We start from the raw sequence: 26,847 nt of genomic DNA, 5'->3' as shown, positions 1-26,847 counted from the left end.
TGCCTGCGCCCGGTCAAAAACCGGTCCGTGGTGCGCCCATCCGATCCTGCCGCCGCTTCGAAGTACCCTTTGAAAACACCGGCCCGGCGGGCCAATGTTCAGCAGAGGAGCAGCAGTTGTCACCGAACGCAGCAGTGAGCAGGACCGTGAGGCGCCGCGTAGCAGTGGTGGGAAGCGGAGTGGCAGGACTCACCGCCGCCTACATCCTGAACCGGCACGACGACGTGACCCTCTTCGAGGCCGACTCCCGCCTGGGCGGCCACGCCCACACCCACGACATGCCGCAGCCGGACGGCTCCTTCCTCGGCGTCGACACAGGCTTCATTGTCCATAACGAGCGGACCTATCCCACGCTGCTGCGGCTGTTTGCCGAACTGGGCGTCGAAACCCAGGATTCCGAAATGAGCATGTCCATCCGCTGCGACGGCTGCGGCCTCGAGTACGCCGGTGCCCGCGACGGTGCCAAGGGTATTTTTGCCACTCCGGCCAATCTCTTCCGCGTGCAGTACCTTAAAATGCTCGCCGAGGTGGCCACGTTCTACCGCAAGGCCCGGATCCTGCTGAAGACCGCGCCAGCCAGCGCCGTGGGTGCCGGCAGCACTTCCGAGTTGACCCTCGGTGAGTTCCTGGCCCGGGAAAAATTCAGCCCCTACTTCGTCTCCCACTTTATGACCCCGGTGGTCAGCGCCGTATGGTCCTGCGACCCCACCACGGCCCTGTCCTACCCGGCACGGTACCTGTTCACGTTCCTGGGCCATCACGGCATGTTGGGCGTCAAGGGCTCCCCGCAGTGGCGCACAGTGACCGGAGGCTCCCACCGGTACGTGGAGAAGCTTGCCGCGAAGCTCCCTGACATCCGGCTCAACACGCCCATCACTGCCATCCGGCGCATCGCCGATGGTGTGGAGATCGCCACGGACTCCGGCCTGGATGACTTTGACGCCGTGGTCATCGCCACCCACCCCGCCCAGGCGCTGGGTTTCCTGGCCGACGCCACACCGGTCGAAAAAGAGGCGCTGGGCGGCATGCCCTACTCCGTCAACCACACCGTGTTCCATCGCGACCCGGCCGTGCTGCCGGCGGCGGAGAACGCCAAGGCGTCCTGGAACTACCGGCTGCCCGCCTGCGATGCCCGCCCGGACAACGTCCTGGTCAGCTACGACATGACCCGCCTGCAGCGGCTGGAGCACGCCGACAGCCGGCCCTACATCGTCAGTCTGGGGGAGTCGGACCTGATCGCACCGGACTCCGTCCTGGAACGCATGGTCTACGAGCACCCGCAATATACCCCGGAGTCCCTGAAGGCGCAGCAGGCGATTGCCGCGCTCAGCGATGGCCGGGTGGCGTACGCCGGCGCGTACCTGGGCTGGGGCTTCCATGAAGACGGCGCGTTGTCCGGCCTCCGCGCCGCCGAATCGCTGGGCCGCACGTGGGTCAGCCCGGGCAACGTCGACCCTTCCGGTGAAGGGGAGCGCGAACTCCTCGCGGCCGGTGAGCCTGCATGAGTGCCGGGGCGGCCATCTACCGCACCTCGATCGCCCACGTGCGGGAGTCGCCGTTGAAAAACAGGTTCACCTACCGCAGCTACAGCTGGTTTGTGGACGTGGACAACCTGCCCCTCCTGCCGCGCCTGCTGCGGCCGCTGGCGGTCTTCAGTGCCGGGGACCATCTGGGGGACCCGGCGGAAAGCATCCGGACCAACGTGGAACGCTACCTGCGCACCCAGGGGATGGAGCCCGACGGCGGCGCCATCCGCATGCTTACCAGCGCCAGGGTCTTTGGCCACGTGTTCAACCCGCTCAGCCTCTTCTGGTGCTACCGCTCCACCGGGGAACTGGACTGCGTCATCGCCGAGGTCCACAACACCTACGGCGAACGGCACTGTTACCTCCTCCGGACCGACGCGTCAGGGCGGGCCTCGGTACCCAAGGCCTTCTACGTTTCGCCGTTCAATGACGTGGACGGGCAGTACCGCATGAAGCTGCCGGCGCCGGACGAACGGCTGGCGGTCTCGATCGTCCTGGAACGTGAAGGGCAGCGTCCGTTCGTAGCCACCATGGATGGCCGGCGCAGGCCGGCCACCATCAAAAACATCCTCGCAGCGGCGTTGGCGGTTCCGGCCGCACCGCTGCTGGTATCCGCACTTATCCGGGTACAGGGCATTAAGCTCTGGGCAAGGCGCCTTCCGGTCGTCACCCGGCCACACCACACCTCACAGGAGGCAGTTCAATGACAATGACGGACGATAACGGGACCACCGCAGCTGCGGCAGGGGCCCACGCGGCCACCTCCGGTGCCGCCGCCTGGAACGGAACCGGAGTTCCGGCGTCGCCCGCCACCATCGATCCCGAGATCTGGCCGGGAGTGGCCCAGCCGCCGTCGGGCGCCAAGGCGCTGGTGGCGGGCAAGGCCGCCGGGTTGCTGTTCAAGGGCGCCGTGAAGCGGCTGCCCATCCGGGTTGTCTACCCGGACGGCACCATCCTGGGCACCGGCGGGACCGACGCTCCGGTGCTGACAATGGTCCGGCCGGATGCATTCGAGGCCCGCATCGGGGACAACGGGCTGATCGGACTGGGCGAATCCTTTATGGCCGGCGACTGGGAGGCCAGCGACCTCGCCGGCGTCCTGGAAGTCTTTGCGGCTTCCGTGGACACCCTGATCCCCATGCCGCTGCAGAAACTCCGGACCCTGTACCTGCCCCGCACGCCGCGGCAGGAACGCAACGCCGAGCAGAACACCCGCAGCAACATCTCGCGGCACTACGACCTGTCCAACGACCTGTTCTCGAACTTCCTGGACACCACCATGAGCTACTCCTCGGCGCTGTTCCCGGCCGAGGCAGGCCACCTGGCCACCGTCGGCTTCGAGGGGCTGGCGGCCGCGCAGCAGGCCAAGATCGACAGGCTGCTGGACCGGGCGGGCGTTGGTGCCGGGACGCGGCTGCTGGAGATCGGCACGGGCTGGGGTGAACTGGCGCTGCGGGCCGCAGCCCGGGGCGCCACTGTTTACAGCGTAACCCTTTCCAGCGAGCAGCAGGCGCTGGCGCAGGACCGTATCGCCGCCGCCGGCTACGCGGACCAGGTCACGGTTGCCCTGCAGGACTACCGCGCCGTGGAGGGCGAGTTTGACGCCGTGGTGTCCGTGGAGATGATCGAGGCGGTGGGCTACGAATACTGGCCCATCTACTTCCAGACCATCGACCGGGTGCTCGCTCCCGGCGGCAAGGTGGCCATCCAGGCCATCACCATGCCGCACGGCCGGATGCTGGCCACGCGCAACGCCTACACCTGGGTGCACAAGTACATCTTCCCGGGCGGCTTCCTGCCGTCCGTGCGGGCCATCGAGAGCGTCACCCAGAAGCACACCACCCTCCGCGTCCGGGAGCGGATGGGCATGGGCGACCACTACGCGGCCACGCTGCGGCTGTGGGAGGAACGGTTTATGGCCCGGTCCCAGGAAGTGGGCGAGCTGGGCTTCGACCCGGTCTTTCAGCGCATGTGGCTGTTCTACCTGTGCTACTCCCGGGCCGGCTTCCAGTCGGGTTACCTGGATGTGCAGCAGGTGGTGCTGGACCGCCGGGAGGCGCAGCTCTGACATCCCTGCCCTGACGGCAGTGCCGTTGGTCACCAGGAGGGGTTCCGAATCTCACTTCGGGGCCCCTTTTGGTGTTTCCGTGCAGTTCCTTTGCCGGCTTGGCATTCGGCGACACGCCGCCAAAACCGCGACACGCACGGGGTTAATTGTGCAGAACTTCATCCACAGGGTGTGGACAGGAGGGCCCGGATCGGCGGATTCCCGGCCAATTAGGGGGGCCGGACCTGTGGATTAAAAGTGCAGGGAATGACATACTTGTAATACATCATCTAGGGGTCGCTGCGGCCGCCCTGCACTAGATGTAGTATCAATTTACGGATCGGGCACCAAGCAGAAACAGCCCGGACAAATGCATACAACGTCCCAGGAAGCAACCGGCGCATCAGCCGGGCCAACCGGGCCGGCATCGGAGACGGACGTCAAAAGACCCGGGCTCCAGCAACGGTAGAAGACTTACAAAGGGGATTGGGAACATGACCGTCACGGTTTACACGAAGCCGGCCTGCGTTCAGTGCAACGCCACTTACCGCGCGCTCGACAAGAAGGGCATTGCCTACGAGAGCGTCGACATTTCCCAGGACGCCGAGGCCCTGGAACGCCTCAAGGCCCTTGGCTACATGCAGGCGCCCGTTGTGGTCACGGACCAGGACCACTGGTCAGGTTTCCGCCCGGACAAGATCGCGGAACTCGCCGAATCGGCAGTTTCTTCCGTAGCCTGATTTTCCCTTTTTCCAGCACTGAACCGAGGTACCTCCCGTGGCTGCATTGACGGTTGAAGCCACCACCACGGACAGCCCGCTGATCTGCTTTTCATCTTCATCAGAGAACACCCTGCGGTTCGTCCGGAAGCTGGGCATGGATTTCGCCCGGCTTCCGTTGTACGCCAGGGATGCACCCCTGCTGGCCACCCGGCCTTTTATCCTGGTCCTTCCCACCTACGGGGGAACCGGGGGTGAAGGCTCCGTGCCCAAGCAGGTCATCCGGTTCCTCAATGAACCCCGGAACAGGGAACTGATCCGCGGCGTCATCGGGGCCGGCAACACCAACTTCGGGGACAACTATTGCCTGGCTGCGGACATCGTGGCCGCCAAGTGCAAAGTGCCCCAACTTTACAGATTTGAACTCATGGGAACACCGGAAGATGTGGCCAGGGTTCACCACGGATTGGAGACGTTTTGGACACGACAGTCACAGACTCAGAGCTAGCCACCGGGGGAGTCGACTCCCTGCCGGCAGCCGCCGTCGACAAAGCCGGAATGCCCGCCGCCTACAAGGGCCTGGGCTATCACGAGCTGAACGCGATGCTGAACCTGTACGGTCCCAACGGCGAAATCCAGTTCGAGGCTGACCGGGAAGCTGCGCACCAGTACTTCCTGCAGCACGTGAACAACAACACGGTGTTCTTCCACGACCTGGAAGAGAAGCTCGAATACCTGGTGAAGAACGAGTACTACGAGCGCGAGACGCTGGACCAGTACACGATGAACTTCATCCGCGACCTGTATAACCGCGCCTACAAAAAGAAGTTCCGCTTTGAGACCTTCCTGGGCGCCTTCAAGTTCTACACCTCGTACACGCTGAAGACCTTTGACGGCAAGCGTTTCCTGGAGCGCTACGAGGACCGTGTCTGCATGGTGGCCCTGCACCTGGCCCGCGGCAACGAACAGCTCGCGCTGCAGATGGTGGATGAGATCATCGAAGGCCGCTTCCAGCCGGCCACCCCCACGTTCCTGAACGCCGGCAAGAAGCAGCGCGGCGAGCTGGTCTCCTGCTTCCTGCTCCGCATCGAAGACAACATGGAGTCGATCGGCCGCTCCATCAACTCGGCACTGCAGCTGTCCAAGCGCGGCGGCGGCGTGGCCTTCGCGCTGACCAACATCCGCGAAGTCGGCGCGCCCATCAAGCAGATCGAGAACCAGTCCTCCGGCGTCATCCCCGTGATGAAGCTCCTCGAGGACAGCTTCTCGTACGCAAACCAGCTCGGTGCCCGCCAGGGTGCCGGCGCCGTGTACCTGCACGCCCACCACCCGGACATCTACCGGTTCCTGGACACCAAGCGGGAGAACGCGGACGAGAAAATCCGCATCAAGACCCTCTCCCTGGGTGTTGTTATCCCGGACATCACGTTCGAGCTGGCCAAGAAGGACGAGGACATGTACCTGTTCTCGCCGTACGACGTCGAAAAGGTCTACGGCATGCCGTTCTCCGACGTCTCGGTCACCGAGAAGTACTACGAGATGGTGGATGATTCCCGGATCAAGAAGACCAAGATCAAGGCGCGCGAGTTCTTCCAGACCCTCGCCGAGATCCAGTTCGAATCCGGCTACCCGTACATCATGTTCGAGGACACCGTGAACCGGGAAAACCCGATCGACGGCAAGATCATCATGTCCAACCTGTGCTCGGAGATCCTCCAGGTTTCCCAGCCCACCACGTACCACGATGATCTTTCCTACGACGCCACCGGCAAGGACATCTCCTGCAACCTGGGCTCGTTGAACATTGCCAAGGCCATGGACTCGCCGGACTTCGGCCTGACCATCGAGACGGCCATCCGGTCACTCTCGGCAGTGTCCGACATGTCCAACATCACCTCGGTGCCTTCCATTGCCCGCGGCAACGACCAGAGCCACGCCATCGGCCTGGGCCAGATGAACCTGCACGGCTACCTGGCACGGGAACGGGTGCACTACGGCTCCGAAGAGGGCCTGGACTTCACCAACATCTACTTCTACTCCGTGGTGTTCCACGCGGTTCGGGCCTCCAACCTGCTCGCCATCGAGACCGGCCAGACGTTCGGCGGCTTCGAGAAGTCCAAGTACGCGTCCGGTGAATTCTTCGACAAGTACACCGAGCAGGAATGGGTACCGCAGACGGCCAAGGTTGCGGAGCTGTTTGACGGCATCCATATCCCCACGCAGGATGACTGGCGCGAGCTGAAGGCTTCCGTCATGGAGCACGGCATCTACAACCAGAACCTGCAGGCCGTCCCGCCCACGGGCTCCATCTCCTACATCAACAACTCCACCTCCTCGATCCACCCGGTGGCGTCCAAGATCGAGATCCGCAAGGAAGGCAAGCTGGGCCGTGTGTACTACCCGGCTCCGTACCTGACCAACGACAACCTGGAGTACTACCAGGATGCGTACGAGCTGGGCTACGAGAAGGTCATCGACACCTACGCCGCGGCAACGCAGCACGTGGACCAGGGCCTGTCCCTGACACTGTTCTTCAAGGACACCGCCACCACCCGCGACATCAACAAAGCGCAGATCTACGCATGGCGCAAGGGCATCAAAACCATCTACTACATCCGTCTCCGCCAGCTCGCGCTGGAGGGCACGGAGGTGGACGGCTGCGTCAGCTGCATGCTTTAATCTTCAACTAAACATCGGCAGTACGACGGCGGGCGCCCACCCGCCGTCGTACGCTTTAAGTAAGTACCAACCCAAACTTTTAGGGGATGACATGACCGAAAAGGTCAAGCTGCTCAGCCACGTCGAGGCCATCAACTGGAACCGCATCCAGGACGACAAGGACGTTGACGTTTGGAACCGCCTGGTCAATAACTTCTGGCTGCCGGAGAAGGTGCCGCTGTCCAACGACGTCCAGTCGTGGAACACCCTGACCCCGGCGGAGCAACAGCTCACCATGCGCGTTTTCACCGGCCTGACCCTGCTGGACACCATCCAGGGCACCGTGGGCGCCGTCTCGCTCATCCCCGACGCGATCACCCCGCACGAAGAGGCCGTGTACACGAACATCGCGTTTATGGAGTCCGTGCACGCCAAGAGCTACTCCTCGATCTTCTCCACGCTGGCCTCCACCAAGGAGATCGACGAGGCCTTCCGCTGGTCCACCGAGAACGCCAACCTTCAGAAGAAGGCGCAGATCGTGATGGACTACTACCAGGGCGACGATCCCCTGAAGCGCAAGGTTGCCTCCACGCTGCTGGAGAGCTTCCTGTTCTACTCGGGCTTCTACCTGCCCATGTACTGGTCCTCCCGCGCCAAGCTGACGAACACGGCCGACCTGATCCGCCTGATCATCCGCGATGAGGCCGTGCACGGCTACTACATCGGCTACAAGTTCCAGAAGGGCCTGGAAAAGGTCTCCGAGGAGCGCCGCCAGGAAATCAAGGACTACACCTTCGAACTGCTTTTTGAGCTGTACGAAAACGAAGTCCAGTACACGCACGATCTTTACGACGGTGTTGGACTGGCCGAGGACGTCAAGAAGTTCCTGCACTACAACGCCAACAAGGCGCTGATGAACCTGGGCTACGAGGCCATGTTCCCGGCCTCCGTCACCGACGTAAACCCGGCCATCCTCTCGGCCCTGTCACCGAACGCCGACGAGAACCACGACTTCTTCTCCGGGTCCGGTTCTTCCTACGTCATCGGCAAGGCCGTCAACACTGAGGATGACGACTGGGACTTCTAGTCCTCCGCCGGCTCTCCGGCGCCTGAATGTCCTGAACTGGCCCCGCACGCATCCAACGCGTGCGGGGCCATTTTTGTGTCGCTACGAAGCCGTCGTTGGTCCCTGTTGCTCTAATGCGGTGTCCGCTCCGTTGAGACTGAGTAAGGGCGGAGCCGTCGGAGTTTCTCGTTCCTCACCTTGGTGCGGGTACTCGATCTGGATACGGGCAAAGACTCGGCGGTATGTGGCCTTAGTGACAGCGATGTTCCTGGTGGTGGGGGTGCGGTTGAGTGGTAGGTGTGGCCGGTGGGGGTGGTGAGTTGGGTGTGGTGCCTGGGTCGGCCTTGGGGTGGGGGTGTGGGTGGTGGAGTTGCGGGTGGGCGTGCGGTGGTGTTCCAGCCGGGTTGTTCTTTGGTGTGGTTGCAGGCTTCGCAGAGTCCGGCGCCGTTCTCAATTGTGGTGGGTCCGCCGTTGTGCCAGGGGAGGATGTGGTCGTGGTGGCGGATGGGGGCGTCGCAGTAGGGGGTGCGGCAGGTGTCGTCGCGGACTTCGATAAGGCGGCGCAGGGCTGGTGGGAAGAGCCGGGCGGTGGAGTCCATGGCGATGAGGTCTCCGGTGCCTGGCGCTGTGTAGAGCCGCCGGACCCAGGTCTTCAACTCTGCCGCGTCGGGGTTGCGGGTTTTTGTCCCGTGGCGGGCGAGGTGCCTGGCCCAGCCGGCGGGGATGGTTCCGTAGCCGGGGAGCCGGGCGGGTTCGCTGTCGGCCTGCAGGAGGGTCCGGTCGGTCATCACGAGGTTGATGGTGATCCCCGTGATTCCGCCGGGGGTACCGGTGATGCGTTCGACGAGGGTGTCGGCCATGATCTGGGCGCGGGTCCGGGGATCGCCGGTGGATTTTTTGGTGTCGGCTTCCCGGGTGAGGGCGGTGTAGGTGGCGACGCCTTCGGCCACGGGCAGGAGGGCGGTGAGGAGGGTCATGGTGTCCGGTGCGGGGCGGAGGCTGACGCGTCTGCCGTTGGCGGCGCGGGTGGCGCGTTGGGTGACGGAGAGCGGGTCCAGCCGGTACGCGGCGGCCCGGGCGGCGGTGGTGATGGTCCTGTTTCCGGCTCCGTGGAAGGTTCCGGTGTCCGGGGCGAGTTCTTCGTCGACGGCGGCCCGGTCCGCGGCAGTGAGGCAGGCTGTTTCCTTGGCGATCAGGGTGGCCCGCCATTCGCTGAGCTGGCCGGTATCCAGGGCGGTAAGGGTGTGCGGCATTTCCGTCACGAGTGCGCGGGCCAGTCCCAGGTAGCGGCTGCCCCGGTTGGGGGATTCGCGTCGGGCCAACGCGATCTGCGCCGCGACGCCTTGGCCCTGCTCTGCGGCGGGCACCCCGGCCCCGGCCTGGCGCTGCCGTTCGAGGTGGTCAAAGGCGATACTAAGGCGGGCCTGCGCCGCGGCTGCAGCGGATTTCAGGTCCTCCAACCCACGGATCTGGTCAATCAGGCCCGCACCCGTGGTGGCCGGCAGCAAAGACCGCACCCCTGCGATCAAACCCGGTACCCCGGCCCCATGGGCGGCTGGCCGCACCGAACCAGCCCCGGCAACGATGCCCTGCACTCCCGCGCCGTGGAAAGCGGCGGTGCCACTCGGCGTCGTCGGCGTCAGGTAATCCTGGGGCCCTTCCATACCTGAATTCTCCCAGCACCCTACGACAATTCAGGGGCACCCGATAGGCGTTAGCCCGAGCATTCTACGCCACCAGCCGCAGCGGCCTGCCGCCCAGAACCACAGTGATTTCCTGCCCCCAGGACGCGGTCAGCCGGTCGTTTTCCATCCCGTCGCCGAAAACCACCAGCTGGTCCGACGCCACGGTGATCCGCAGCGATTCGCCGGCCGCCAAAACACCTTCGGTGAGTGAGGCTCCCGTGATGGGGGAGGGCCAGGCTTCCCGGACAAACCACGCGAGTGCAGGGTCCGTCGGGGCCGGCAAAGAACGCCCGCCGCGGTCCCCGGCAATCGAGGCGCACCAGCCCGTGGCTCCGGTCCCGGTGGAAACAATCAGGCCGGAGGAGGACTGCCGCTCGGCCCGGCCATCCGGCGTCGACAGCTGGTAGCGGGCCGATTGATGGGACGCGTGGCCGATGAAGACCTCGTTCAACGCCGAGATTTCCTGCCCGTCGTCGAGCCGTGCCGTCACGGTGGCCAGGTCCAGGCAGGCCAGCCCCGCAGCCCCGGCCTCGGAAATCCTGCCCAGCAGCGCGGCGGCGGCTTCGGGGGAGTGCCGCACCAAGATCCCGGGGTTTGCGCCCGGCTCCGGGTCGATGCCGATCACCGGCTGGCCTGACAGGTACTTGGCCGTGTTGGCCACCAGCCCGTCCTGCCCCACCACGGCAATAACGTCCTCCGGCGTCAGCAGGAACCGGCTCAGGTCCGCCCGCTCCACCTCAGCCTGGCGCCATTCGGCCGGAATCGCAGCCCGGACCGTGACCAGGGCGGCGGCGATCCGGTCATGCCGGTCCTGGACATCGGAGATGCTGCGGCCCCGGGTGCGGAGGAAGAACTCAGCCTGCCCCCGGGTGGCGTGCCGGTCCAGCAGTTCCTGCAGTTCGGTGCGGCGGTGGACTATGACCAAACGCGGTGTTGCCATGGGATGACCCTACTTGGTGATGGTTGCCGGAGCTGCGCCAGCAGGCTCCTTGAACAGCCCGGCCAGTACGCCGCTGAGCAGGTCAGGCGTGATGGTCAGGTTCCCGATGTTGGGCAGCGACCCCGCAGCCTCACGCAGTGCCAGGGCCAATAGCGTGGCCTGATCCATCCCCTGGTATACCTCCATGGTGGCCGCCTCCCGGGCCGCCGCGGCTTCACCCACCCGCCGGATCTGGTTCGCCTCCGCATCCGTGCTGATGGTTTGCCGCTCTGCCAGGGCCCGCGCGTCGATCAGGCCGGCCGCCGCCTTCTCCTCGGCCGCACGCCGGGCATTGGCGCCCTCCTGCGCCACCAGGTGCTCACGCCGCGTGGCCAGTTCAATCTGGCTGGCCATCTCGTTCTCGGAAATGGTCCGTTCGCGTTCGACGGCGACCGCCCGCCTTTCGTACACGGCCCGGTCCGCTTCGGCCTGGAGCTGTTCGCGCACGGGCGTCTGCAGCGCGCGCTCAACATCCGACCCCGGCCGCACCGCCAAAACCTGCACCCCCAGGATCTCGATACCAGTCGACTGCAGCCGGGCGTCGCCCCGGAGCGCCTCGGTGAGGACAACGCGGAGCTGGCTGACGCCGCGCGCCAGCGCTTCGGCCAACGTGGTGGTGGCGATCTGGTCGATCGCGTGGCTCTGGCACAGCTGGCCGATGATGGTGGCCACCTGCTCCTTTCCCGTTGCCGGGCCGGACCCTGCCGGCTGCAGCCCGAAGTCGAGCCGGCTGGAGACGGCGACCGGATCGATGAAGCGGTACGTCACGTTGGCCTGGATGCTCACATCCTGGTGGTCCCGCGTGATGGCGTGGAAGAGGGTGGGCAGTTCCTGGTCGTCCACAGGTACCTCGCTGAGCACCGAGTTGGCCGGGCGGTACCAGAAGGCCTGGCCCACACCCTGGTGCCGGACGGTTCCCTTCTGCAGGTGCACCACGTAACCCGTGGGGCTGCCCAGGAAGTGGCTGATCCAGGGGTAGCGCTTGATGCTGGCCATGATGTTCTCCTCGCTCGGAATCTCGTCAACTTGACGATAAGGAAACGCTAACCGCCGTCGGGCCTTATTGTCAACCTGACGATAACTATTTAGGATGGAGGCATGAGCGAATCCTCCGCGCCGGCACGCTTCCCGGTTACTGTCGACGTCGTTGCCCTCACCGTGGTGAATGAGCGGCTCAATGTCCTGCTGATCACCCGGCTGATTGAACCCTTCCGGGGGTCCCTTGCCCTGCCGGGCGGCTTTGTTCTTCCCGGCGAGGACCTGGTGAGCGCAGCGGCCCGGGAACTGGCCGAGGAAACCGGAGTGGCGCGCATGCCGGGCCACCTGGAACAGTTGGGCAGCTACGGCCCCGGCGGCCGGGACCCCCGCGGCGATGTTCTCACCGTGGCCCACCTCCTGCTCGCGCCCAACTTTCCGGTCCTTGCCGCCGGCAGCGACGCCGAACACGCCGGCTGGTATCCGGTGGACCAGGCCCTCGAAAGCCTGGACCTGGCCTTCGACCACCGACAGATTCTGGTGGACGCCCTCGAGCGGGCCAAATCGAAAATCGAATACTCGCCGTTGGCTGCAGTGTTTTGCGGCGAGGAATTCACGGTGGCCCAGCTCCGGGGGGTCTATGAGGCCGTCTGGGGAACCAGGCTTGATCCCCGGAATTTCCACCGGAAGGCCACCGGAACAGCTGGCTTCCTCGAAGACACGGGCCGGATGACAACCGGGGATACCGGGCGGCCAGCGGCCCTGTTCCGGTTGGTGGACGCAGCCCGTCCGGCACCTGGCCAGCCCACCCGGGCGGTGCTGAATCCACCGCTGATGCGGCCCCGGCCCTAACCGGTGGACCGCAGTGGAAAGCCACAAAGCATTCCGCCCGCCCGCCGGCGGCACGTAGGGTGGAATGGCACCTGACATTTGATAAGGGGAAAAATGATTATTGGGGGAACCCTGGCGGTCCTGTTGATCGCCGGAGGAGCAGTCCTGTTGCTGCTCATCGCAGGATTTACGTTCTACACAAAAAGCATCCGGTTCGCCAAGCCCAACGAGGCCATGCTGATTACCGGCAAAAGCGATCCAAACACCACAAATGAAACGTCGGACGACCAGTCCCGCGTCATCATCAACAACCGGGCCTTCGTAAACCCGATCACCGAACGCGTCAGCCACATCTCGCTGTCCTCGCGCCAGGTTGAGGTCACCATCGAGGCGATCTCCAACAACGGCATCCAGCTCAAGCTCACCGGCGTTGCGCAGGTCAAGGTAGGCGGCGACAAGATCTCCGTCCGCAAGGCTGCACAGCGCTTCCTTGACCAGCAGGACGCTATTGACCACTACACGCAGGAAACCCTGTCGGGCTCCCTGCGTTCCATTGTGGGCACTTTGAGCGTTGACGCGATCATCAAGGACCGCGCGCAGTTCGCCGCTTCCGTCAAGGAAGAAGCCGAGCACTCGATGACCAACCAGGGCCTGGTCATCGACACCTTCCAGATCAAGTCCGTTGATGACACCGGCGGCTACCTGAAGAACCTGGGCCGGCCCGAGGCCGCCCTGGTGGCCCGGAACGCCAGCATCGCGGAGGCGAACTCCCAGCGTGAAGCTGCGGAAGCCAAAGCCCTCGCGGATCAGAAGACTGCTGAGGCTGAGCAGAAGCTGGCCCTTCGCCGTGCTGAGCTGAAGCAGGAAACGGACGCGCGGCAGGCCGAAGCCGACGCTGCGGGCCCGCTGGCCCAGGCGGACCAGCAGGAAGCCATCATCCTCAAGAACCAGCAGGTGGTGGCCCGCCAGGCAGAACTGCGCGAGAAGGAACTGGACATCGAGGTCCGCAAGCCCGCGGACGCCGCCAAGTACAAGGTGGAAACCGAGGCGGCGGCAGACCTTGAGCGCCGTACCCGGATCTCGGAGGCCACCAAGGTGGAGGCCGCCGCTGAGCTCGAAACCCGCAAGCTGCGCGCCACCGGTAACGAGGTGGAGGCCAAAGCCCTGGCTGCCGCCAACACCGCCAAGGGCAACGCCGAGACGGAGATCAACAAGATCCGTGGCCTGGCCGAGGCCGAGGTGACCAAAACCAAGGGCATCGCCGAAGCCGACGTCATTGGCCTTCGCGGTACGGCCGAGGCCGAGGCCATCGAAGCCCAGGCCAAGGCCTACAGCGAGTTCAACGAGGCCGCCATCCTGAACAGGCTGCTGGAAGTCCTGCCGTCCATCGCGAAGGAAATTGCCGCGCCGATGGGTGCCATCAGCAACATGACCGTCATCTCCAACGACGGCGCCGGGCAGGTCAGCCGGAACGTTTCTGCGGGCGTGCACGAGACCGCGCAGCTCCTCAAGGACACCACCGGTTTCGACATCATCGAAATGTTGAAAGGCTTTGGCCAGTCCACGGCCGGCGCTCCGGCGAAACCCGCCACGCCGGCTGCGGCACAGTCCGTTGCCGCCACCGGCAACGGCGTGGTCCGGAACCAGGCCCCGACGCAGGGAACCGAACCGGAGTAGGGCACTGAACCGGAGTAGGGCACTTGGTTCCGGCTTAGCCGGTTAGCCAAAAACGCCGCGGTCACCCCGAAAGGGGGTCCGCGGCGTTTTGCCGTTTCCGGGAGCTAAATGGGTTCCTTCGCCAGGGCTTTGGTCCTGGCCGGCGTTTCCCGGCCCAACCGTTCATCAAGGGTGACCCGGAGCCGGGCCGCTGCCACCTGGACGCGGTGTTCAGCCGGAGTGGATTTCCGGGGTGCCTGCTTGGCCGCGGCGCTCCGCGGAGTGTGGATAAACCGGTGTTCGGATGATGCAGCGCTCATGGTCCAGCCTCCTTGGTCCTGCCGATGTCCGTGGTTCCATTCTCGCCCATGTTGTCCTCAACGTCCACGCGCGGGATCCCGGGTGTGCCGCCGTCGGCCTCCCCGTTCTCTTCACCCGCCACATTTTTCCAGGCGATATCGAACAGTTCCAGCTCTTCCTCGCGGGCCAGTTCACTGCGGGCCAGCACATCCAGGGTGGCCAGGCCCAGGGCCTTGGTCCCCTGGTCATCATCCAGGGCGCGGTCCAGCGCCCACTGCGTCCGCCGCCACCACTCGGCCCGGCTGTCCGCCTCGGTTTTCTGCCGCAGCGCCTGCGCGTCGGCTTCCCGCTTCTGCTCGAGGGCGGTCCGGTCCGCGGCAGTGCGCTGTTTGAGGGTGCGCCAGTTGATGTAAAAGGCAAGGAAGGCTGCCACCAGGACGGCCAGTGGGCCCAGGCCGGCCAGGACCACCCACCAGTCAACGGGGCCGGACTGCACCATCACGGTGATGGGGCCGGGGGAGGGAACGGGAGTCACGCCACCAGTGTAGGTGCCGGGAGCGACACCGGTGGGCAGGGCGGTGCCGGAGGGGGGACCGGCACCGGCCTGCTTTTCACCGGATCGCGCCCAGGGCGTCTCCGATGGCGTGGAGCCGGCGCCTGGACGCCAGGCCAAGGTGGTAGACGTGCAGTTCAGCGGCTCCTGACTCCACCAGCGCCTGCCACTGCGTGGCGAGGTCGCCGCCGTCGGCCGGTTTGGGCGGCAAAGCCAGCACGTATGCGCCAATCCGGGCGTCCGGCGCGGCGGCGCGCAACGCCCGCACGGCGGCAGTGCTTTGCTCCAGGTCAGCCCAGCAGGCGACGACGGCGGTCACCTGGGCCATCTCCGGCCACAGTTTGCTGCGGCGCAGGGCAGCCGTGGGGACAAAGGGGCCCGTGGACCAGGGATCGGGGGAGGTGTGCAGCGAGATCCGGGGGTGGGCGCCGGACGCTTCGACAGCTTCGAGGCATTGGTCGAGGAGCGCCGCGGTGGCGTCCCACCGCACGTCGAGCAGCGGCAGGAAATCCCCGGCACCGGGGGCGGTACCGGGGGCAGCCTCGGGGTCAACGGCTGCAAGGACCGCCTGCCGGACCCGGCTCCGGAACTCCTGGACCGGCAGCCCCCGGGCTTCGCAGGCAGCCAGGCAGGCTTCGCAGAAGCACAGCGAGAGCAGGGCCTGCACCCACGGCGAATACTCCGCGCCGTCGGTCTTTTCGTGCTGGTTCTGGTGGCCGAAGCCCAGTGGCCCAACGGCCTCGAGGATCAATCCGTCCGGCTTGCCCTCCGCCAATACCTGCGCCACCAAGGCGGCGGCGTAGGTGCGGACCTGCGGCTGCGACGGGCAAAGCGCGTAGCGGTAGACCTCACCGAAAGCATTCCGGACGCAGAGGTCCGGGTTGTTGCCGCCCACAGCGCTCGAATGCGTCAGGACCGTCCAGGCATCCACCGGCAGCCCTGCGCTCCGGACCACCGAGGCCGCCTCGGAGAAGGAATCCTCCGTCCCGGTCCACTCAGCGGCGGAACCGGGGACCAGCGCCTGGCCGGTAAACGCCCCGCCGGCCGGCACGTAGAGTGCCGCCGAGCGGGCGTCCACCACGCGGCGCACCGGATGCCGCGGGGTTCCGGCCCGTACCGAGTGGTACGCGGCTGCCAACGCCACCCGGTCCACGCCGGCGCTGCCCAGCCAGCCGGCAGCGTCCGGATCGCCCAGAACGTCCCAGGGGTAGAGGTACCCCGTGGCCTGTGGCGTTGGCGCTGTTACCACCGGGGGAGGTCTGCCGTGTATTCGGGGACGAACCGCTGCATGTAGCCGGTGTCGTCCCGGGCGGTCATGTTGGCGTCGAGGTACTGCTGGTGGAGTTCGGCCAGCTTGTCCCGGTCCAGTTCCACGCCCAGGCCGGTGCCGGTGGGGACGCTCACGCTGCCGTCAACAAAGCGCAGCGCGCCCGGCTTGACCACATCGTTGTGTCCGTTCCACGGGTAGTGGGTATCGCAGGCGTAGGTCAGGGCGGGCGTGGCGGCGGCAACATGGACCATGGCGGCCAGGCTGATGCCCAGGTGCGAGTTGGAGTGCATGGACAATCCTATGCCGAAGGTCTGGCAGAGGGTGCCCAGTTCGCGGGTGTGCCGGAGGCCGCCCCAGTAGTGGTGGTCGCCCAGGATGACTTGCACGGAGTCCAGTTCCACGCTGCGCTTGATGTGGTCGAACGCCACCACGCACATATTGGTGGCCAGCGGCATGGCGGCGGTGGCCGCCACCTCGCCCATGCCCTCCAGCCCGGGGGTGGGGTCTTCCAGGTACTCGAGCAGGCCCTCGGTTTCCCGGGCCACCCACTGCGAGGTCTCCACGGTCCAGGCGGTGTTAGGGTCCAGCCGCAGCGGCATCTGCGGGAATGCTTCCCGCAGTGCCTTGATGGCTTCGATTTCCTGAGCGGGCGGGAACACGCCGCCCTTGAGCTTGATGGATTTGAACCCGTATTCGGCAATCATTTTCTGCGCCTGCCGGACAATGCCGGCGGGGTCCATGGCCTCACCCCATTCATCGGTGATGGCAGGCCGGCCGTCCAGTGCCGGGTGCTCGGCCCACTTGTAGAACAGGTAGGCGCTGAAGGGTACCTCGTCCCGGACGGTTCCGCCCAGCAGTTCGCTGACGGTCCGGCCCGTGGCGTGGCCCTGGATGTCCAGGGCGGCAACCTCGAACGCCGAGAAGACGGCAGCCTTTTCGAAGGAGGAGAGGCTGGGGTCCAGCGCCCGGGTGATCAGCTGTTCCATCATTGAGGTGTCGAACACGCCGAGGCCCTTGATGGCGTTGGCGCCCACGGCAAGGTTTTCCAGCCGGCTCTGGCCGCCGGCGCATTCGCCCAGGCCCAGCAGGCCGTTGGCCGTCCTGACCTCGATGACAACCCGGTGGACCAGGGGCTCGTGGACGCCCACGGCGTTTAACAGCGGCGGGTCGGAGAAGGCGATGGGGGTGATGGTGATGTCGGTGATTTTCAGGTCCGCCGCGGTGGGGGCGGGCGCGGCGGGAAAAGTGGTGCTGGTTTTCATGGAACTACTTTCGTGGGAGGGGCGGGCGGCCGGGCGGTCCTAGCCCTTGGTGGCGCCCGAGGTGATGCCCCGGATCATGGAGCGCTGCAGGAAGAGGTACACCAGCAGGCTGGGGATCATGGCCATAACGGCGCCGGCCAGCAGGACGCCCGGGCCAACGGTGGTGTCGTTGCGGAGGACGGAAAGCGCCACGGTCAGGGTGTAGTCGCTGGGATCGTTGGCGGCGATGAGGGGAAGCAGGTACTGGTCCCACACCATCATGAAGCCGAAGATCCCGATGACGCCCAGGGCCGGCTTGCACAGCGGCAGGATCATGGTGAACAGCATGCGGAACTCGCCCACGCCGTCCAGGCGCGCTGCCTCCTCAATCTCCGGCGGGATCTCCTTCATGAACTCGGTCATGATGAAGATGGCGAAACCCCAGATGCCCACCGGCAGGATGACGGCCAGGACGGTGCCGCGCAGGCTGATGCCCAGCAGCGGGAGGTCACCGAGCACCAGGGACAGCGGGATGCCGATCACTTCCTCCGGCAGCATCATGGTCAGCAGGACCAGCAGCATTACCAGGGCCTGGCCGCGGAACTTCCGCCGGCTCAGGCTGTAGGCGGCGAACACGGACACGGTCATCTGGAGCAGCAGCCCGCCGCCGGCAACAACCAGGGAGTTGAGCAGGTAGCCCCACAGTCCCTGCTGCGCCGCAGCTTCGAAGTTGGCCAGGGTGAACGTTTTGGGCAGCAGCGTGATCTCGGTGGGGCTGGTGTTCCGGTCGAAGGCGCCGGAGATGATCGCGGCGAACGGCAGCGCGAAGATGCAGAACACCAGGATGCAGAGCAGGACGCGCAGCACCATGTTGGTGCTGAAGCCGGGGGACCAGCCAAGGGCGGAATCAAAACGGGAGGACGACGACGGCCGGCTGCCCTGCGGCTTGGGTCGGGTTTTTGTGCTGGACCGGTTCATCGTTGTGCCTTCCTTCGGGCCAGGAGTTGGGTGCCCACGGTGAGCAGCAGCGTGACCACCAGCAGCAGGACCGCTGCGGCGGAGGCAACGCCGATGTCGTTCCGCTGGAAACCCAGCGAGTACATCCGGGTCATCCAGACTTCGGTGGATCCGGCCGGACCGCCGCCGGTCAGCACGTATACCTCGGTGAAGCTGCGGAGGCTGCGGATGGCCGCCAGCGTCAGCACAATCACGATCGAGGGGCGCAGCGCCGGCAGGGTGATGTAGCGCAGCCGCTGCCAGATGGTGGCACCGTCCACACCCGCTGATTCGTAGAGCGTCCTGTCAATTCCGGTCAGGCCGGCCAGGATGATCACCATGTTGTACGGGGCGCCGCTCCAGATGCCTACGACGGCGATGGACCAGAGGGCGGTGTCTGTTCCGTTCAGGAACTGCAGCGGTTCCAGGCCCACCCAGCCGAGGATGGTATTCAGGGGTCCGTCGGCGGTGGGGAAGTAGAGGATCCGCCAGATTTCACCGACCACGGCGAGCGCGGTGACCACCGGCAGGAAGATCGCGGTGCGCAGGACCCACAGGGACCGTGCCTGGCCCTCCAGCAGGAGGGCCAGGCCGAAGCCCACCACCAGGGCGCCCAGGGTCTGGGCGAGGCCCAGGACCACCGTGTGGCCCAGGGCGTCCATAAAACGGACATCCGTGAGGACGTTGACGTAGTTGTCGAAGCCAACAAAAACGTCGCCGAGGAACGGCTGGACCTTGAACAGGCTCAGCCGGACCCCTTCGAACATCGGGATGAACTTGAAGTACAGGCCCAGGATGGCCGCCGGCAGCAGGAACAGCCAGATAGCCAGCATCTGCTTGCGGTTGCCCCGCCGCCGGACCGGCAGCTGCTTGCCGCCTTTGGTTGCTGCCCGCGTTTCCGTAGGCCTCGTTGGGGTTACTGTCATGATTTGGCGTTCTGGCTCGTCAGCTCGTTGTCGATGGCCGTGTCAAGATCCTTGAGCCCGGACGTGATGTTGTCGGCGCCGCAGTCGGCAACGATCTTGTTCAGGGACTCGGCCACTGCCTGCTTGACGGGGACAAAGTTGATCGCGGACGGGAATGCCTTGGAGGAGTTCTTCAGGGCGTCCTGGACCAGGCCCCAGCGGGGATCGTTGTAGACGGTGGCGGCGTCGACGTCTTCGTTCACCGGAACGCGGACGATCGGCTGCTTGCCTCCGGTCATACCGGCCTTCTGGCCGTCGGCGGAGACCAGGTAGTTGATGACCTGCTTGGTCTGGTCCGGCTTGCCGTTGCTGGCGGTGACGTAGATGTTCTCGCCCTCAGCCAGGACGGTGTTGTCCACGGAGCCCTTGGGAGCTTCGATGACCTCGTAGGTGTCCTTGCCCAAAGCGGTGTCGAACGCGGCCAGGTTGTAGGGGCCGGTGAGGATGATGCCGGTCTTGCCCGTCTGGAAGAACGGGGTTGCGGTGCTGGTGGCGGCAGTGAGCGCACCCGGCTGGGTGTTGCCGGCGCTGCAGAACTGCTGCTTGATCCAGGTGACGCCCTTCTGGGTTTCTGCGCTGGAGGCCGTGGCGGAGAACTTTCCGTCGCCTTCGTCCTTGAGGTAGGAGCCGCCGTCCTGCCAGATGTAGGAGGAGGCCCACCAGCCCAGGTAACCGCGCTCGGTGGAACCGGGGACCGTCATGCCGTAGGTGTCCGCCTGGCCGTTGCCGTCCGGATCCTGGGTGGCAAAGGCTTCAGCAAGTGCTGCCAGGTCTTCCTGCGTCTTGGGGACGGGCAGGCCCAGCTTTTCACGCCAGTCCTTGCGGATGACGGTGATCATGGTCTGGCGGGAGAACGGGACGCCGTAGGTTGCGCCGTCCAGGCCCTTGGCCTCGTCCCACAGGGAATCGGCGATCTTGTCATTGCCGTCAACGGAGGACTTGTCCAGCGTTTTGAGGTAGCCCTGCGCCGTGTAGTTGCCCAGTGCGGCGGAGTCATTGATCACGATGTCCGGAAGCTTCTTGGACGCGGCCCGCGTCTGCAGTTGCTGGTCCAGGTCCGGGACGCCCTGGAAGTTGACCTGCACGCCGGTCTTGGCGGTGAAGTCCTTGAAAAGTGCTGCATAGGTGGTGGCGGCATCGGTACCGGCGCGGGCCCAGACTTCAATGGGCTGGCCGTCATCGGTGGCGGCCGGAGCGGACGAGCCAGCTCCACAGCCCGTGAGGACTGCGGCTGAAGCAATGGTCAGTGCCACTGCGGCCCGGGAGCGGGAGATCTTCTTCGAATCCACGCTGGTTCTCCTTTTTACATATGTAAATAGCTGTTATCCTGTGAAACGTACTTCATGAGAGTATGATCACAATCACAGACTGTCAACCGTCGGAGGAATCTTGTCTGCAGCACCCAACCCCCACACCATCGCCCTGACGGGCGGGGCCGGAATGATGGCAACCCTGCTCCGGCCCTACCTTGCAGCCGGAGGCCATACCGTCCGGTTGCTGGACCTGGCCGAAGCTGACGGGCCTGGCCCGCGGGAGAGCGTGCATGTGGGTTCCGTTTCGGATCCGGACTTTATGCTCGCCGCCCTCGATGGCGTCTCTGCAGTCATCCACCTGGGCGGGCTGCACAGGGAGAAGGCGTGGGCGGAACTGGTGGCGACCAACATCACCGGCACCCAGGTGACCCTGGAAGCGGCGAGGCGCAACGGCGTCGAACGTGTCCTGCTGGCCAGCTCCACCCATGCCGTGGGGTTCCATCCCACGGGCGCTGCGGCCAAGGACGAGGTCCTTGTACCCCGCCCCGACACGTACTACGGCGTCAGCAAGGCGGCAGTGGAGGCGCTTGGCAGCCTGTACGCGGATAAGTACGGCATGAAGGTAGTCAGCGCCCGCATCGGCACGGGCGGGGAAAGGCCCGGCAATGTCCGCACTTTGGGCTCATGGCTCTCGCCCGCTGACTCGTTCCGCCTGGTGGAGGCCACGCTGAATGACCAGGGCGCGCCCGGCCATCACGTGGTATGGGCGGTATCAGCAAACAGCCGCGGCTGGGCCAGCCTCGATGCCGGCCGGCGGATCGGATTTGAGCCCCGGGATGATGCCGAGGCTTTCGCAGCAGATGTGGACACGGCTTCGGAGGACACGTGGGCAGGGCTGCTTGGCGGCTTCTGGGCCAGCGAAGGCCATAGGGTGGGCATGGACAACTACCCGCACCTGGCCGCCAAATGACGTGCCGTCGGCCAGGACTGTGGCGGAAGGGGAAGTAGTGATGACACCGCTGGAGACACAGCCCGGCACCACCCAGGGGACGGCCGGCGACGTCAAGCTGGTCAAGTCTGCCGAGCGCACCATCGCCATCCTGGAGCTGGTGGCCGCCGCGCCCAAGCCGCTCACCACGGCGGAGATTTTCAAGCTGACCGGCTACCCAAGGTCCAGCCTGCATTGGCTCCTGCTGACCCTGGTGGAACTGAACTGGATTGAGCAGACCGCCGAAGGTGCCTACCGGATCGGCACGCACGCGCTGCTGTGCGGGACCGCGTACCTGGACCGGGACCCGGTGATGGAGCACGTTTCGGCAGTGCTGGAAAAGGTCCGCAACGCCACCACCTTCACCACCCACTACGCCCGCCTGGACCGGTCCGACGTGATCTACCTCGCCACCCGCCAGGCAGTGGACCGGCGCCGGCTCTCCTCCCGCGTTGGCCGCAAGCTGCCTGCCCAGGTCACCGCACTGGGGAAGGCCATCCTGGCCGAATACACGGACCCGGAAGTACGCCAGCGGATCGGCGACGGCCCCTACGCCCGGCTCACGCCCAACACTGTTCCCGACTTTCCGGCGCTGAAGCTGGAACTGGAAGCGTTCCGAAAACAGGGCCATTCCCGCGAGTGGGAACAAAACACGGTGGGTCTCTGCTGCGTCAGCGTGGTGGTTCCGTACCGGATTCCGGGTACTGATGCCATCAGCTGCTCGATTCCCACGGAGCTGGCGACGGAAGCCGTGCTGGCCGAAACGGTGGCAACCCTCCACTCGGCCGCGGGCGAGCTGGCCCGAACGCTGCGGGCGGCCGGCATCCGCTAGGCGGCAGGCCGCCGTCGGCAAGGTTTCCCCTTCCCGTGATACTCAGTAGGCTTACGAAATATCAATAAGCCAACCAAGGGAAAGGCAACACCATGACCGAACAAAACCTTCCGGATGAAGAACTCGAAGTGGTCCAGGACGATGACGTGATCCTGCCGGAAACACCCGGCGCGACGGCCTCCCTGGAACTTGATCCGGTCAAGGGTGAGCCGGACAGCTACCCCGGCGCTGCGGAGGACAACCCCGACCGATGGCAGGAAGACCCGCTCCTTCAGGATGAGGCGGCGCCCGTGGCCCCGCCAACAGAAGAGATCTAGCTTCCCAGGGCCAGTGCATTGCCAAAGCTGCGTCCGGGGGTTCAGAGTGATCTGACCGGCACCCGCCGCCGAACCACGCAGCGCAGCATGGAGGTCACAATGAGCGCGACATCCGAGGAAGTCTCCCACGCCACCCGGGACAGCGGGCCCGAACTGAAAAGGGTCCTGGGGCCCAAGCTCCTGCTGCTGTTCATCGTGGGGGACATTCTGGGTGCCGGTGTGTATGCGGTGACCGGCACCATGGCCGGCACGGTGGGCGGCATGGTGTGGCTGCCGTTCCTGCTGGCCTTTGTGGTGGCCACGCTCACCGCCTTCTCCTACCTGGAACTGGTGACAAAATACCCGCAGGCAGCAGGAGCGGCGCTGTATGCGCACAAGGCCTTCGGCATACACTTCGTCACCTTCCTCGTGGCTTTCGCCGTGGTCTGTTCCGGCATCACCAGCGCCGCCACCTCCGCCAATGTCCTGGCCCAGAACTTCTTCGGCGGACTGGAGGTCAATGGCTGGCTGGCCAAGCCCGGGCAGGGCGTGGTCACCGTGGTGGCCCTCGTGTTTATGCTGGTCCTGGCCGCCATCAACCTCCGCGGGGTGGGTGAAAGCGTGAAGTTCAACGTGGTGCTCACCCTGGTGGAGATGCTCGCACTGTGCATCGTCATCGGCGTCGGCTTCTACGTGATGGCGCACGGAACAGGCAACCCCGAACAGGTCTTCGTCTTTACGGACTACCAGGACAAGGGGTTGTTCCTGGCGGTCACGGCCGCGACCTCCATCGCGTTCTTCGCCATGGTGGGCTTCGAGGACTCGGTGAACATGGTGGAGGAAACCAAGGACCCTGAGAAGATCTTTTCCCGGACCATGCTCACCGGCCTGGGCATCGCCGTCATCCTCTACATGCTGGTGGCCATCTCCGTGGTCAGCGTGCTTTCACCCACGGAACTGGAAGGGATCCGCGAGGCCGAGGGCGCTGCCCTGCTTGAAGTGGTCCACAAAGGGTCGCCGGACTTCCCCATCGACCGGATCTTCCCGTTCCTTGCCGTGTTTGCCGTGGCCAACACGGCCCTGATCAACATGCTGATGGCCAGCCGGCTGATCTACGGCATGGCCCGCCAGAGGGTCCTGCCGCGCCAGCTCGGCAAGGTCCTGCTGGTCCGCCGGACGCCGTGGGCCGGCATCGCGTTTTCCACCGCCCTGGCCCTGGGCCTCATCATCTACGTCACCAGCGATCCCAAGAGCAACATCGTGGCGAACCTGTCCGGAACCACCGCCTTCCTGCTGCTGTGTGTGTTCACGGTGGTCAACGTGGCCTGCCTGATCCTGCGGCGCAAGCCGGAAGCGGCCGGGGCGCACACCTTCCGCTCGCCCGGCCTGCTGCCCCTGGTGGCCGCCCTTCTGTGCGGTTTCCTGGCCGGTCCATGGGTGGGCCGCAACCCGATCCAATATCAGATCGCCGGGGGCCTGATGGCCATCGGCGTTGTGCTGTGGCTCATTACCTGGCTGATCAACCGGCGCTCGAACGGCGGCGATAAGCTGAAGGCATGAGCGCTGCCGCAGAAACGACCTTAACGCTGGACAACCGCTTCGCCCGCGAGCTTCCCGAACTCGCTGTCCCGTGGCAGGCCGAAGAGGCGCCGGACCCTGCACTGCTGGTCCTCAACGATGGCCTGGCGCGGCGGCTGGGACTCGATCCCGAATTCCTTTCAAGCAACGACGGCATCCGCCTGCTGACCGGAAACCATGTCCCGGCCGGCGCCACACCAGTAGCGCAGGCATACGCAGGGCATCAGTTCGGCGGCTACTCGCCGAGGCTGGGCGACGGCCGGGCACTGCTGTTGGGCGAGGTGACCGGCCCCGACGGGCACCAGCTGGACCTGCACCTTAAAGGCTCGGGCCGCACGCCCTTCGCCCGGGCAGGGGACGGCCTGGCCGTGGTGGGCCCCATGCTCCGCGAGTACCTGGTCAGCGAGTCCATGCACGCGCTGGGCATCCCCAGCACCCGCGCCCTGGCCGTTGTGGCCACCGGGCGGCAGGTCCGCCGCGAAGGGCTGCTGCCCGGAGCCCTCCTGGCCCGCGTCGCGGCCAGCCACCTGCGCGTCGGCAGCTTCCAATACGCCCGGGCCGCCGACGACGTGGACCTGCTGCGGCGGCTGGCCGACCACGCCATCGCCCGGCATTACCCGGCAGCTGCTGCCGCCGAGCAGCCCTACCTGGAGCTCTTCAGGAATGTCCTGGCGGCGCAGGCGGACCTGGTGGCACGGTGGATGCTGGTGGGATTTGTGCATGGCGTGATGAATACCGACAATATGACCATCTCCGGGGAAACCATCGACTACGGGCCCTGCGCGTTTATGGACGCGTTTGATCCCGGCGCGCTGTACAGCTCCATCGATACCGGCGGCCGGTACGCCTACTCCAACCAGCCGATAGTGGCGGAATGGAACCTGGCCCGGCTTGCCGAAGCGCTGCTGCCGCTCCTCCACGAGGACCAGGAAAAGGCGGTGGAGCTGGCAGTGGAAGCACTGGGACTCTTCCGGCCTGCTTACGGTGCGGCCTGGCAGGCAGGGATGCTGGCCAAGCTGGGACTGCCGGCACCGGCGGATGGCTCACCTGCAGACCCTGAAAGCGCCGGGCTGGTTGACGGCGCACTGGCCTTGCTCAAGGACGGCCCCGTGGACCACACGCAGTTTTTCCGCAACCTGGTCAAGGCCGCCCGCGGTGACGCCGGACCGGTCCGCGGCATGATCATGGACCTGGCCGCGTACGACGCCTGGGCGGCGCGGTGGCTGGCCCGGCAGCCGGACCCCGCCCTGATGGACCGGACCAACCCCATCTACATTCCGCGCAACCACCTGGTGGAGGAAGCCCTGGCCGCCGCCACTGCCGGTGACTTGGCACCATTCCACCTGTTGCTGGACGCCGTTGGCAGCCCGTTCACGGAACGGCCGGGCCTGGAGCGGTTCGCGGAAGGGCCGCCGGCCGACTTCGGCGCCTACCGGAGCTACTGCGGCACCTGAGGCCAGGCCGGGCCCGCTGGTTCGGGGCCCCGCCGGTTCCGCGCCGCATTCCTTAAACGCCAAGGGCGGCAGCGGGACTGATCCCGGCTGCCGCCCTTGCGGTGGTGCAGGCGCTTGCTGCGCCGCGAAGCTACGCTACGCGGACGAAGGAAGCTCCGGCGAGCCAGCTGATGGAGTGGACCTCGGTCTTGTAACCGTCCACGCCGCCGCTGACAACCTGGCCGTCGCCGGCGTAAACGCCAACGTGGCCGGCGGTGATGACCAGGTCACCGGGGGCCGGTGAGCCCACAACGCTGCCGTACTGGAAGAACTGGCCCGGGGCGAGGTCGCCCACGGACTTGCCTACCGAACGCAGGGCCTTTTCCACCATGGCGGTGCAGTCCTGGCCAACGCCCAGTTGGCTGTAAGCCGAGGCGAGGATTGCGGCGCCGGTACCGGTGCCGGTGGAGGCTGCCGGAGCGGACGCGTAGCTGAGGTTCATGCCGGTGTTGGCCGGGGCGGCAACGGCTGCAGCCTGGACCGGGGCGGGAGCCGGGGCCGGGGCGGACACGGGGGCTGCCACGTAGCCGGCGCCTGGGATCTGGATCTGGTCGCCCGGGTAGATGACGGCCGAGATGGACAGCCCGTTGGCGGAGAGGACGTCGTTCAGGCTGACGCCGTTGGCCGAGGAGATGGCGCCCAGCGTGTCACCCGAAACAACGGTGTGGACATTGCCGGCAGCGGCAGGGGCAGGCGCTGCAGCGGGCGCTGCCGGTGCCGAGTACGCCTGGACGTTGCTGGTTCCGGTGGTATCCGGTGCGGTCACGCCGGCGTGGGCCGGGGCGCCGATGCCGAACGCGATGCCGGATGCGGCGGCCACGGCCAGGGCCGGGCGGCCCAGGGACTTGGCCTGCGACTTGGCGGAAACTGCCAGGCCTTCAAGAACGATGGAATGGGTCGGCACCGCGCGGTGACGGGCAGCCAGGGTGTTTTTTGACAT

25 protein-coding genes are annotated in these 26,847 nt (G+C 65.8%); 14 read left to right on the top strand and 11 right to left on the bottom strand.

The genetic code is table 11. The annotated features are described in order from the left end of the window. The first annotated feature begins 116 nt into the window (after nucleotides 1-116). The 7 genes from ACRB8A_RS10600 (at nucleotide 117) to nrdF (ending at nucleotide 8,037) form a co-directional block, all read left to right on the top strand. Nucleotides 117-1,505, top strand: coding sequence for an NAD(P)/FAD-dependent oxidoreductase (locus ACRB8A_RS10600; RefSeq protein WP_432244669.1), 1,389 nt, complete (start codon nucleotides 117-119; stop codon nucleotides 1,503-1,505). Beyond that, nucleotides 1,502-2,233, top strand: a complete 732-nt coding sequence (locus ACRB8A_RS10595) for a DUF1365 domain-containing protein (protein WP_432244668.1) — start codon at nucleotides 1,502-1,504, stop codon at nucleotides 2,231-2,233. Before ACRB8A_RS10600 ends, ACRB8A_RS10595 begins: the two co-directional genes overlap by 4 nt. Further along, nucleotides 2,230-3,594: a class I SAM-dependent methyltransferase gene (locus tag ACRB8A_RS10590; protein ID WP_432244667.1), complete on the top strand. Its 1,365-nt coding sequence runs from the start codon at nucleotides 2,230-2,232 to the stop codon at nucleotides 3,592-3,594. Before ACRB8A_RS10595 ends, ACRB8A_RS10590 begins: the two co-directional genes overlap by 4 nt. A 473-nt stretch (nucleotides 3,595-4,067) precedes the next feature. Continuing rightward, nucleotides 4,068-4,313 carry a glutaredoxin-like protein NrdH gene (nrdH, locus tag ACRB8A_RS10585; protein ID WP_050684338.1) on the top strand — a complete coding sequence of 82 codons (246 nt, stop codon included), beginning with the start codon at nucleotides 4,068-4,070 and terminating at the stop codon, nucleotides 4,311-4,313. Nucleotides 4,314-4,350: 37 nt separating this feature from the next. Continuing rightward, nucleotides 4,351-4,800, top strand: a complete 450-nt coding sequence (gene nrdI, locus ACRB8A_RS10580) for a class Ib ribonucleoside-diphosphate reductase assembly flavoprotein NrdI (protein WP_050684337.1) — start codon at nucleotides 4,351-4,353, stop codon at nucleotides 4,798-4,800. 50 nt (nucleotides 4,801-4,850) lie between these two features. Next, nucleotides 4,851-6,971, top strand: coding sequence for a class 1b ribonucleoside-diphosphate reductase subunit alpha (nrdE, locus tag ACRB8A_RS10575; protein WP_050684336.1), 2,121 nt, complete (start codon nucleotides 4,851-4,853; stop codon nucleotides 6,969-6,971). Between the two features lie 91 nt (nucleotides 6,972-7,062). Beyond that, nucleotides 7,063-8,037 (top strand): class 1b ribonucleoside-diphosphate reductase subunit beta, encoded by a 975-nt coding sequence (gene nrdF, locus ACRB8A_RS10570; RefSeq protein WP_050684335.1) that lies wholly within the window; start codon nucleotides 7,063-7,065, stop codon nucleotides 8,035-8,037. 110 nt (nucleotides 8,038-8,147) lie between these two features. Here nrdF and ACRB8A_RS10565 read toward each other — a convergent pair whose 3' ends face one another. From ACRB8A_RS10565 to ACRB8A_RS10555, 3 genes are all read right to left on the bottom strand, one after another. Then, nucleotides 8,148-9,680, bottom strand: a complete 1,533-nt coding sequence (locus tag ACRB8A_RS10565; RefSeq protein ID WP_432244666.1) for a DUF222 domain-containing protein — start codon at nucleotides 9,678-9,680, stop codon at nucleotides 8,148-8,150. Nucleotides 9,681-9,744: 64 nt separating this feature from the next. Beyond that, nucleotides 9,745-10,641, bottom strand: a complete 897-nt coding sequence (locus tag ACRB8A_RS10560) for a hypothetical protein (protein ID WP_432244665.1) — start codon at nucleotides 10,639-10,641, stop codon at nucleotides 9,745-9,747. Between the two features lie 9 nt (nucleotides 10,642-10,650). Further along, the gene (locus ACRB8A_RS10555; protein WP_432244664.1) at nucleotides 10,651-11,676 is read right to left on the bottom strand and encodes an SPFH domain-containing protein; all 1,026 of its coding nucleotides are present in this window, start codon (nucleotides 11,674-11,676) and stop codon (nucleotides 10,651-10,653) included. 102 nt (nucleotides 11,677-11,778) lie between these two features. Here ACRB8A_RS10555 and ACRB8A_RS10550 point away from each other — a divergent pair, with 102 nt between their 5' ends. Both ACRB8A_RS10550 and ACRB8A_RS10545 read left to right on the top strand, forming a co-directional pair. After that, nucleotides 11,779-12,507 carry an NUDIX hydrolase gene (locus ACRB8A_RS10550; RefSeq protein ID WP_432244663.1) on the top strand — a complete coding sequence of 243 codons (729 nt, stop codon included), beginning with the start codon at nucleotides 11,779-11,781 and terminating at the stop codon, nucleotides 12,505-12,507. Nucleotides 12,508-12,600: 93 nt separating this feature from the next. Continuing rightward, nucleotides 12,601-14,163, top strand: coding sequence for a flotillin family protein (locus ACRB8A_RS10545; protein ID WP_050686203.1), 1,563 nt, complete (start codon nucleotides 12,601-12,603; stop codon nucleotides 14,161-14,163). Between the two features lie 104 nt (nucleotides 14,164-14,267). Here ACRB8A_RS10545 and ACRB8A_RS10540 read toward each other — a convergent pair whose 3' ends face one another. The 7 genes from ACRB8A_RS10540 to ACRB8A_RS10510 all read right to left on the bottom strand — a co-directional run bounded on the left by ACRB8A_RS10540 (nucleotide 14,268) and on the right by ACRB8A_RS10510 (nucleotide 20,756). After that, entirely contained in the window at nucleotides 14,268-14,462 is a 195-nt protein-coding gene (locus ACRB8A_RS10540) for a hypothetical protein (RefSeq protein WP_050686201.1), read from the bottom strand. Next, entirely contained in the window at nucleotides 14,459-14,977 is a 519-nt protein-coding gene (locus ACRB8A_RS10535) for a hypothetical protein (protein WP_432244662.1), read from the bottom strand. Before ACRB8A_RS10535 ends, ACRB8A_RS10540 begins: the two co-directional genes overlap by 4 nt. Before the next feature lie 76 nt (nucleotides 14,978-15,053). Continuing rightward, nucleotides 15,054-16,244, bottom strand: coding sequence for a hypothetical protein (locus ACRB8A_RS10530; protein WP_432244661.1), 1,191 nt, complete (start codon nucleotides 16,242-16,244; stop codon nucleotides 15,054-15,056). Continuing rightward, entirely contained in the window at nucleotides 16,238-17,527 is a 1,290-nt protein-coding gene (locus tag ACRB8A_RS10525; RefSeq protein WP_432244660.1) for a glucarate dehydratase family protein, read from the bottom strand. The genes ACRB8A_RS10530 and ACRB8A_RS10525 overlap by 7 nt, the downstream gene beginning before the upstream one ends. Nucleotides 17,528-17,566: 39 nt before the next feature. Continuing rightward, a complete protein-coding gene (locus tag ACRB8A_RS10520; RefSeq protein ID WP_050686195.1) occupies nucleotides 17,567-18,484 on the bottom strand; it encodes a carbohydrate ABC transporter permease in 918 nt (305 codons plus the stop codon). After that, a complete protein-coding gene (locus tag ACRB8A_RS10515; protein WP_432244659.1) occupies nucleotides 18,481-19,428 on the bottom strand; it encodes a carbohydrate ABC transporter permease in 948 nt (315 codons plus the stop codon). Before ACRB8A_RS10515 ends, ACRB8A_RS10520 begins: the two co-directional genes overlap by 4 nt. Beyond that, on the bottom strand, nucleotides 19,425-20,756 hold the full coding sequence (locus ACRB8A_RS10510) for an ABC transporter substrate-binding protein (protein WP_432244658.1): 1,332 nt from the start codon (nucleotides 20,754-20,756) through the stop codon (nucleotides 19,425-19,427). Before ACRB8A_RS10510 ends, ACRB8A_RS10515 begins: the two co-directional genes overlap by 4 nt. Nucleotides 20,757-20,856: 100 nt before the next feature. Here ACRB8A_RS10510 and ACRB8A_RS10505 point away from each other — a divergent pair, with 100 nt between their 5' ends. The 5 genes from ACRB8A_RS10505 to ACRB8A_RS10485 all read left to right on the top strand — a co-directional run bounded on the left by ACRB8A_RS10505 (nucleotide 20,857) and on the right by ACRB8A_RS10485 (nucleotide 25,868). Beyond that, nucleotides 20,857-21,690, top strand: a complete 834-nt coding sequence (locus ACRB8A_RS10505) for an NAD-dependent epimerase/dehydratase family protein (RefSeq protein ID WP_432244657.1) — start codon at nucleotides 20,857-20,859, stop codon at nucleotides 21,688-21,690. A 40-nt stretch (nucleotides 21,691-21,730) separates the two neighbouring features. Continuing rightward, entirely contained in the window at nucleotides 21,731-22,540 is an 810-nt protein-coding gene (locus ACRB8A_RS10500; protein WP_050686189.1) for an IclR family transcriptional regulator, read from the top strand. A 92-nt stretch (nucleotides 22,541-22,632) separates the two neighbouring features. Further along, on the top strand, nucleotides 22,633-22,857 hold the full coding sequence (locus ACRB8A_RS10495; protein ID WP_285240153.1) for a hypothetical protein: 225 nt from the start codon (nucleotides 22,633-22,635) through the stop codon (nucleotides 22,855-22,857). Between the two features lie 99 nt (nucleotides 22,858-22,956). After that, nucleotides 22,957-24,396 carry an APC family permease gene (locus tag ACRB8A_RS10490; RefSeq protein WP_432244656.1) on the top strand — a complete coding sequence of 480 codons (1,440 nt, stop codon included), beginning with the start codon at nucleotides 22,957-22,959 and terminating at the stop codon, nucleotides 24,394-24,396. Continuing rightward, a complete protein-coding gene (locus ACRB8A_RS10485) occupies nucleotides 24,393-25,868 on the top strand; it encodes a protein adenylyltransferase SelO (RefSeq protein WP_432244655.1) in 1,476 nt (491 codons plus the stop codon). Before ACRB8A_RS10490 ends, ACRB8A_RS10485 begins: the two co-directional genes overlap by 4 nt. A gap of 130 nt (nucleotides 25,869-25,998) precedes the next feature. Here ACRB8A_RS10485 and ACRB8A_RS10480 read toward each other — a convergent pair whose 3' ends face one another. Beyond that, nucleotides 25,999-26,847, bottom strand: coding sequence for a C40 family peptidase (locus ACRB8A_RS10480; protein WP_050686183.1), 849 nt, complete (start codon nucleotides 26,845-26,847; stop codon nucleotides 25,999-26,001).

The sequence above is a fragment of the Arthrobacter sp. G.S.26 genome (assembly GCF_050847375.1).
In the GTDB taxonomy this organism is placed as follows: Bacteria; Actinomycetota; Actinomycetes; order Actinomycetales; family Micrococcaceae; genus Arthrobacter.
The sequence above is the reverse complement of the archived record's forward strand: the minus strand, read 5'-3'. Positions and strand labels throughout refer to the sequence as shown.

Excerpts from the sequence above, each read along its gene's own strand:
- ACRB8A_RS10595 (WP_432244668.1), top strand. The coding sequence starts at position 1,502 with ATGAGTGCCGGGGCGGCCATCTACCGCACCTCGATCGCCCACGTGCGG.
- ACRB8A_RS10590 (WP_432244667.1), top strand. The coding sequence starts at position 2,230 with ATGACAATGACGGACGATAACGGGACCACCGCAGCTGCGGCAGGGGCC.
- nrdH (WP_050684338.1), top strand. The coding sequence starts at position 4,068 with ATGACCGTCACGGTTTACACGAAGCCGGCCTGCGTTCAGTGCAACGCC.
- nrdE (WP_050684336.1), top strand. The coding sequence starts at position 4,851 with ATGCCCGCCGCCTACAAGGGCCTGGGCTATCACGAGCTGAACGCGATG.
- nrdF (WP_050684335.1), top strand. The coding sequence starts at position 7,063 with ATGACCGAAAAGGTCAAGCTGCTCAGCCACGTCGAGGCCATCAACTGG.
- ACRB8A_RS10565 (WP_432244666.1), bottom strand. The coding sequence starts at position 9,680 with ATGGAAGGGCCCCAGGATTACCTGACGCCGACGACGCCGAGTGGCACC.
- ACRB8A_RS10560 (WP_432244665.1), bottom strand. The coding sequence starts at position 10,641 with ATGGCAACACCGCGTTTGGTCATAGTCCACCGCCGCACCGAACTGCAG.
- ACRB8A_RS10555 (WP_432244664.1), bottom strand. The coding sequence starts at position 11,676 with ATGGCCAGCATCAAGCGCTACCCCTGGATCAGCCACTTCCTGGGCAGC.
- ACRB8A_RS10550 (WP_432244663.1), top strand. The coding sequence starts at position 11,779 with ATGAGCGAATCCTCCGCGCCGGCACGCTTCCCGGTTACTGTCGACGTC.
- ACRB8A_RS10545 (WP_050686203.1), top strand. The coding sequence starts at position 12,601 with ATGATTATTGGGGGAACCCTGGCGGTCCTGTTGATCGCCGGAGGAGCA.
- ACRB8A_RS10540 (WP_050686201.1), bottom strand. The coding sequence starts at position 14,462 with ATGAGCGCTGCATCATCCGAACACCGGTTTATCCACACTCCGCGGAGC.
- ACRB8A_RS10525 (WP_432244660.1), bottom strand. The coding sequence starts at position 17,527 with ATGAAAACCAGCACCACTTTTCCCGCCGCGCCCGCCCCCACCGCGGCG.
- ACRB8A_RS10520 (WP_050686195.1), bottom strand. The coding sequence starts at position 18,484 with ATGAACCGGTCCAGCACAAAAACCCGACCCAAGCCGCAGGGCAGCCGG.
- ACRB8A_RS10515 (WP_432244659.1), bottom strand. The coding sequence starts at position 19,428 with ATGACAGTAACCCCAACGAGGCCTACGGAAACGCGGGCAGCAACCAAA.
- ACRB8A_RS10500 (WP_050686189.1), top strand. The coding sequence starts at position 21,731 with ATGACACCGCTGGAGACACAGCCCGGCACCACCCAGGGGACGGCCGGC.
- ACRB8A_RS10495 (WP_285240153.1), top strand. The coding sequence starts at position 22,633 with ATGACCGAACAAAACCTTCCGGATGAAGAACTCGAAGTGGTCCAGGAC.
- ACRB8A_RS10490 (WP_432244656.1), top strand. The coding sequence starts at position 22,957 with ATGAGCGCGACATCCGAGGAAGTCTCCCACGCCACCCGGGACAGCGGG.
- ACRB8A_RS10485 (WP_432244655.1), top strand. The coding sequence starts at position 24,393 with ATGAGCGCTGCCGCAGAAACGACCTTAACGCTGGACAACCGCTTCGCC.
- ACRB8A_RS10480 (WP_050686183.1), bottom strand. The coding sequence starts at position 26,847 with ATGTCAAAAAACACCCTGGCTGCCCGTCACCGCGCGGTGCCGACCCAT.